5 protein-coding genes and 1 pseudogene are annotated in these 5,887 nt (G+C 64.0%); 3 read left to right on the plus strand and 3 right to left on the minus strand.

Going from position 1 to position 5,887, the window contains the following annotated elements; all coding sequences use genetic code 11:
- Window positions 1-308: 308 nt before the first annotated feature.
- Entirely contained in the window at window positions 309-434 is a 126-nt protein-coding gene (locus CSW58_RS15840) for a hypothetical protein (protein WP_255406582.1), read from the plus strand.
- Here the strand turns inward: CSW58_RS15840 and CSW58_RS11615 are convergent.
- A complete protein-coding gene (locus tag CSW58_RS11615) occupies window positions 425-829 on the minus strand; it encodes a PAS domain-containing protein (RefSeq protein ID WP_099447390.1) in 405 nt (134 codons plus the stop codon). The two genes, CSW58_RS15840 and CSW58_RS11615, sit on opposite strands and share 10 nt — an antisense overlap.
- Before the next feature lie 234 nt (window positions 830-1,063).
- Here CSW58_RS11615 and CSW58_RS11620 point away from each other — a divergent pair.
- Window positions 1,064-2,573, plus strand: a pseudogene (locus CSW58_RS11620) (methyl-accepting chemotaxis protein).
- Window positions 2,574-2,701: 128 nt separating this feature from the next.
- Window positions 2,702-3,028: a DUF3147 family protein gene (locus CSW58_RS11625; protein WP_099447391.1), complete on the plus strand. Its 327-nt coding sequence runs from the start codon at window positions 2,702-2,704 to the stop codon at window positions 3,026-3,028.
- A gap of 94 nt (window positions 3,029-3,122) precedes the next feature.
- Here CSW58_RS11625 and CSW58_RS11630 read toward each other — a convergent pair whose 3' ends face one another.
- Both CSW58_RS11630 and CSW58_RS11635 read right to left on the minus strand, forming a co-directional pair.
- Window positions 3,123-3,377, minus strand: a complete 255-nt coding sequence (locus CSW58_RS11630) for a hypothetical protein (RefSeq protein ID WP_099447392.1) — start codon at window positions 3,375-3,377, stop codon at window positions 3,123-3,125.
- Between the two features lie 292 nt (window positions 3,378-3,669).
- A complete protein-coding gene (locus tag CSW58_RS11635; RefSeq protein ID WP_099447393.1) occupies window positions 3,670-5,886 on the minus strand; it encodes a TonB-dependent receptor in 2,217 nt (738 codons plus the stop codon).
- Window position 5,887 lies beyond the last annotated feature (1 nt).

Raw genomic sequence — 5,887 nt, forward strand, 5'->3', positions numbered from 1 at the left:
CACCGTGGGTTCGAATCCCACCCTCTCCGCCACCCTTAAAATCAAGATGCTGAAAAGATAGGCCTTTTTGGCCACACATCCTTTCGGCGCAAACTCGCGTCCCTACTTTTCACCGCGATGAGCGCGATGACGCAGGACGATTGAGGACGAGCGCCTGTCGTCCGCCCAGGCAGGACTGGTCTCACTCCATCTGCCTTGGACGCCTCACCAAGACGGCGACGGCTTGGTCTCGTGCAGAGGTCTCGGCGCGCGAGCGCGGCGCCGATCGGGTCATCACCGACTTTGTGAATTCGCCTGAAAGTCTGGCGTTGGCGGCGCACTTCCCGGAGATCGCCAAGGCGCGTGTCCGCCGACCGGTCCTCGATCTGGCGCGCGCCATGGTCGACGAGGCCGAGCAATCGGCGCCGTGCAGGCTGACGGCAGATCAGGCCTGATCAGCGTTCGGACGCCGGCCTGGTCCACGCCGGACTTCGCGCTCCAGCGCAACGGCGTTGATCAGCACGCCGTCCCTATCGAGGATCGGAAAGACCTCGACTTCGCAACGATAAGGCTCGCCCGACTTGCGATAGTTGATCAAGGCGACCTTCATCCGCTTCCCTTGGCGCAGCGCGCGCCCCAGTGTCCGGCGCGTGGCGAGGCTGGTCTTCTCGCCTTGAAGCAGACGGGGCGTCCGCCCCACCAGCTCCGCGCGCGAATACCCCGTCATCCGCTCGAAAGCGCCATTGACGTACAGAATGGTCGGACCTGGGTGGGAAAGCTCGCCATCCGTGACAACCACCGCCGTCTCCGAGTCTGTCGTCAGGACGGCGATTAAGTCTTCCAGGCCCATACTCACGCCATCCCACTCGCCACATTACCAAAGCGCGACCGTGACATAGACGGGATCGGACAGATTGTAATTCTCTATTTGCCCACCGTGTCCAATGGCCGCGCACCCTCGATGGATACTCAATTTGGGGAAGCCTCAGGCGTGTTAGACTATGGTGCGAATTCAGAATTAGCGCCTCGTTAGGATTTTGCGGCAAGTTTCACGCAACGTTGTTATCAGAGCGAAAAGCCTCCCATGCTGTTCTCCAAGCCGGCCAAGATCAAACACGCCGCCGCCGTCGCCGAGGTTCGCGAATTGAAGGCCCAGGTGGCGGCCATGGATCGGTCCCAGGCGGTGATCGAGTTCAAGCTCGACGGAACCATCCTGCGGGCCAATGCAAACTTCCTGAACGCCCTGGGCTATCGGGCGGAAGACGTCGTGGGCGAGCATCACAGGATGTTCGTCCCGCCGATCGAGGCGGCGAGCGCCGAGTACCGCGCCTTCTGGGATGAACTCAACAGCGGTCAGTTCATCGCGCGCAAGTTCCTGCGTATCGCCAAGGGCGGCGCCGAGTGCTGGATCCAAGCGTCCTACAATCCCGTGCTCGACGAGAACGGCAAGCCCTACAAGGTCATCAAGTTCGCCACCGACGTCACGGCCATTGAGAACGAACGCATGCGGTCCGAGAGCGAGCGACAGCGCTCAGCCGAGGAGCAAGAGGAGGTCGTCGCCAACCTTGCCGAAAGCCTCAAGCGCATGGCCCAAGGTGACCTGACCGCGCGGATCACCGCGCAGTTCCTCGGTCGCTATGCGCAGATCAAGGACGACTTCAACGCCGCGATCGACAGCCTGCGCGAGGCGATGAGCGGCATTACCGGGACAACCGGCGGCTTGCGCGCCGGCGCCGACGAAATCTCGACCGCTTCCGATGACCTGTCGCGGCGCACCGAGCAGCAGGCCGCCAGCCTGGAGCAGACGGCGGCGGCCCTGGACGAGATCACGGCTACGGTCAGGCGGAGCGCGGAGGGCGCCAAGCAAGCCTCGGTCGCGGCCTCGGGCGCGCGAAGCGACGCGGCCCGCTCGGGCGAAGTCATGCGCGACGCCGTCGCGGCCATGGGCGAGATCGAACAGAGTTCGGGCCAGATCACCCAGATCATCGGCGTGATCGACGAAATCGCCTTCCAGACCAATCTGTTGGCCCTGAACGCCGGGGTCGAAGCCGCTCGCGCCGGAGAGGCCGGTCGGGGCTTTGCGGTGGTGGCTCAAGAGGTCAGGGCCTTGCCCAGCGTTTCGGCTGAAGCGGCGAAGGAGATCAAGACCCTGATCGCCAGCAGCACGGCCCAAGTGGAACGGGGGGTGAAGCTGGTTGGCGACACCGGTCAGGCGCTGACCGGCATCGTCGGCAAGATCGCCGAAATCGACGTCTTGATCTCCGAGATCGCCACCTCGTCTCAAGAGCAAGCCACCGGCCTCAATGAGGTCAATACCGCCGTCAACCAGATGGATCAGGTCACCCAGCAGAACGCCGCCATGGTCGAGGAAGCCACCGCCGCGGCCGCCAATCTCAAGACGGAAGCCGCCGAACTGGCCTCGCTGGTCTCGCGCTTTCCAGACCGGCGCGCCTACCGCGCGGTTGGAGCGCGCCCAGCCTGGCCGCCATGCCCCGGCGGCCAACCCCGTGGCGCGAGCCCAGGCCAAGATCGCCGCTTTCGCGCGTCCCGGCGGCGCGGCTCAGGCGGCGGCTCAGTCCTGGGAAGAGTTCTGACCTCGCGCGGGCTGCGCCAGCCTTCAAGGTAAGGCGCCTTTCGGCGCGGGTTCGATCGGACGGGCGCTTGGCCTGGCGGGAGGATGACCGCATGGTGACCGGATGCTCTATCTCCCTGATCAAGGGCCCTGGTCTCCGGGGCGATCATCGCCGCGGTGTCCGAGATCGCCAAGCGCTACCCCGGCTTCGGAGCTCTGGTGGCTTCGCTGCCGCTCGTGTCTGTGCTGGGCATGATCTGGCTGTGGCGCGACACCCAGGACCCGGTCCGGATCGCCGCCCATGCCGGGGCGACATTCTGGTTCGTGCTGCCGTCCCTGCCGATGTTTCTGCTGATCCCGGCGCTGCTGCGCCACGGGACGCCGTTCTGGCTGGCCCTGGCCCTGGGCTGCGCCCTGACCATCGCGCTCTATCTGGCCATGACCTGGATCGGGCCGCGCTTTGGGCTGCGGCTCTAAACAGCCCCGCCCGCCCACCCACCGATCGCAAAAAAGGACGCCGGCGAACCGGCGTCCTTTTCCGTTTCAGGCCACCCGCGAGGCGGGCGCCGGATTAGAACTTGTAGCTGGCGCCCAGGTAGAACTGGCGGCCGAAGTGGACATATTCTTCAGAGCTCTGACGATTGGAGTCGTCCCACTTGCTGTCGAACTCGTCGGTCAGGAAGGTGAACGGCTTTTGCAGGCTGATCTCGTAGCCCTTCAGCGTGCCGCCGGGGGTGTTGAGGGCCTGGGTCACGTAGAACACCGTCGACGGCGTGTTGCCGTTGGTCAGCAGGGTGTTGGGCAGGCCCGTGTCAGACCACAGCACCGTCGATTGCCGCGACTGGATATAGGAGGTGGGGCCCGCGGCTGGACCCTGATGAGTTCAGGCCCCTTCGCCCATGCCGACGCCTATGTGGCGTCGGCGGCCGGCCCAGGATTTGAACTTCTGGACCAGGCGCATTGCTCTGCTCCCCTCTGCGCCATGAAGGCGCAGCGCCCGTCGAGGGAACCCTGCAGTTGTCTCAGCGACTCGCCTGACCGGGGGGCGACGCCATCCTGAACATGAAAAAGGCCGCCGGCTTGCGCCGGCGGCCTTCGTCGTTCCAGCGTTGCTTCGACTACATCTTATACCGGACGCCGAACATGATCGTCCGGCCGAAGTGGTTGTATTCGTAGTTGCGGTCAGCCTCGAGGTCGGTGAAGCGGTCGCGATACTCGTCGGTCAGATTAACGCCCTCGAGCGAGAATTCGAGGTTGTCGTTCAGGCGATAACGCATCGAGGCGTCGACATTGATCGAGCTGTTATAGCCCTCGAACACGTTGCCCGTGCCGCTGGTGGCGTCCAGGAAGCCGCTGCGATAGGCGGCCGAGGCGCGAGCGCTGAACTTGTCTGCTTCGTAGTAGAGCGTGGCGTTGAAAGCCTGCCGCGACAGGTTGAACAGGCGCTCGGTCTCGGTGCGTCTGACCAAGGTCGGGAAAGTGCCCAACGGATTGGTCGCGGCGCCCTGCACCGTATAGTCGACGTCGGAGTCGACCAGGGTCAGGTTGGCGATGCCACCGAAGTTCGACCAGAAGCCCGGCAGGAAGCTGAACGGCCCCTGCACGGCGAACTCGACGCCCTGCAGCTTGCCGCCTTCGCCGTTGACGGTCGTGTTGATCGTCCAGGGCTGGCCTTCAGGATTGGCGGCGGCCGGCGAGCTGGCCAGGATCAACGACAGCGGCAGACCGGTCGAGGCATAGCTGCCCGTGGTCGAGGCCGTGATCGGGAAGCTGGCGATGTCCTTCTGGAACACGGCGATCGAGAAGATCGACTCGCGCGCGAAGTACCATTCCACCGAAGCATCATAGGCGGTGGCGCGGAACGGGTTCAGCGCCGGGTTGCCCGAGGTGATCCGATAGTTGAAGCCGTCGACGCTGCCGCCCGGAGTCAGGTTGCCCAGGCTGGGGCGGGTCATGACCTTGGCGATCGAGCCGCGCACGATAAGATCCTCGCGCGGATAGAGCGCCAGGTTGCCGGCGGGCAACCAGTCTTCATAGGCGCGCTCGACGGTGACGTTCTGACTGTTGTTAATGCCCGTCGAAGACTGCTCGGTCTTCACGTAGCGCACACCCAGATTCAGCGCGTAGTCCAGATCCATGATCTGGCTCTTCACGTCGAACTGCAGGAAGCCGCCCGTATCCTTTTCGACCACAGAGCGCGTGTTACCCGCCTGGAGGATCAGGGGCCGGCTGTAGAGGTTGACCATGGCCGTGGCGGCCTGGAGGTTGGGCACCACCCAGTTAGTCGTGGTGCCGGCCGGAGCCTCGGCGCCCGACAGGCTGAAGGTGTTGGTCAGAGCCGCCGTGACCGGCGCGCCATACTTACCGGCCGCGCAGGTGAAGGCCGCGCAGTAGGTGGAGTCACGAGCACCTTCGGTCAGGCCGAACTCGAACTCGCGATAGACCGCGCCCGCCTTCCAGGTCAGCTCGTCGGTGATCGCCCAATCAGCGTTCAGGGCGAGGGTCTTGAACTCGTTGGTGTTGTTGGACGGCCGGTCGCGGAACTCGGCGAACTGGAAGTTCGTCGGCTCGGTGACGCTGGTGCCGAACGCCAGCACCGGCTTCTTCATGTCGGTGTAGTCGTACTTGTAGCCGGTGGCGTCACGGTCATCGAAGATGATCGTGGTTTCGTATGGAATATCGGCGTCCGACTTCGAGAAACCGGCCAGGCCCTGGATCTTGAACTGGTCGTTGAACTCGTGGGTCAGGTTGGCGCTGAACTGGTAGAAGGTGGTGTCCAGCTCGCGCTCATAGTGCTCGATACGCACCCAGGCATTGTCGAACGTGCCCTTGATCAGGTTGTTGTTGCTGTCGATCGTGTAGTCACGAACGCTGATCGAGCGCTCGTTCGACCGGAACAGGACCTCGGCCCACTTCTCGTTACGAATGGCGTTATAGCGCGAATAGAGGCCATCGACCGACAGCTTGGTGCGGTCGGTGGGCTGGTACTGGAAACTGCCGGTCAGGCCCAGCCGCTCGCGATCATGGGTCACTTCGCCATAGCGCGGAATACGGGGATGGAAGGCGAGAGCCACCTGATTGCAGGACGCGCTCGGCACATAGGCGCCACCCGAATTCTGGGTGGTGAAGCAGTTGGTCCCGCAACCGAATTGAATCGCGCCTGCGCCCAACGCACGGTGTTGTTGGTGGATTCGACCTGTTCCTGCTTGGAATAGGCCGCCGACAGAGACGCGGCCCAGATGCCGCTGGGTGCACGGTAGCCGATCAGACCCGCCAGGGCGCGGACCAAAAGACTTGCTCAGGTCATTGTACTGGCCCTGAGCGCTGAGGGCCAGG

The sequence above is a fragment of the Caulobacter sp. B11 genome (assembly GCF_002737765.1).
Lineage (GTDB): Bacteria > Pseudomonadota > Alphaproteobacteria > Caulobacterales > Caulobacteraceae > Caulobacter.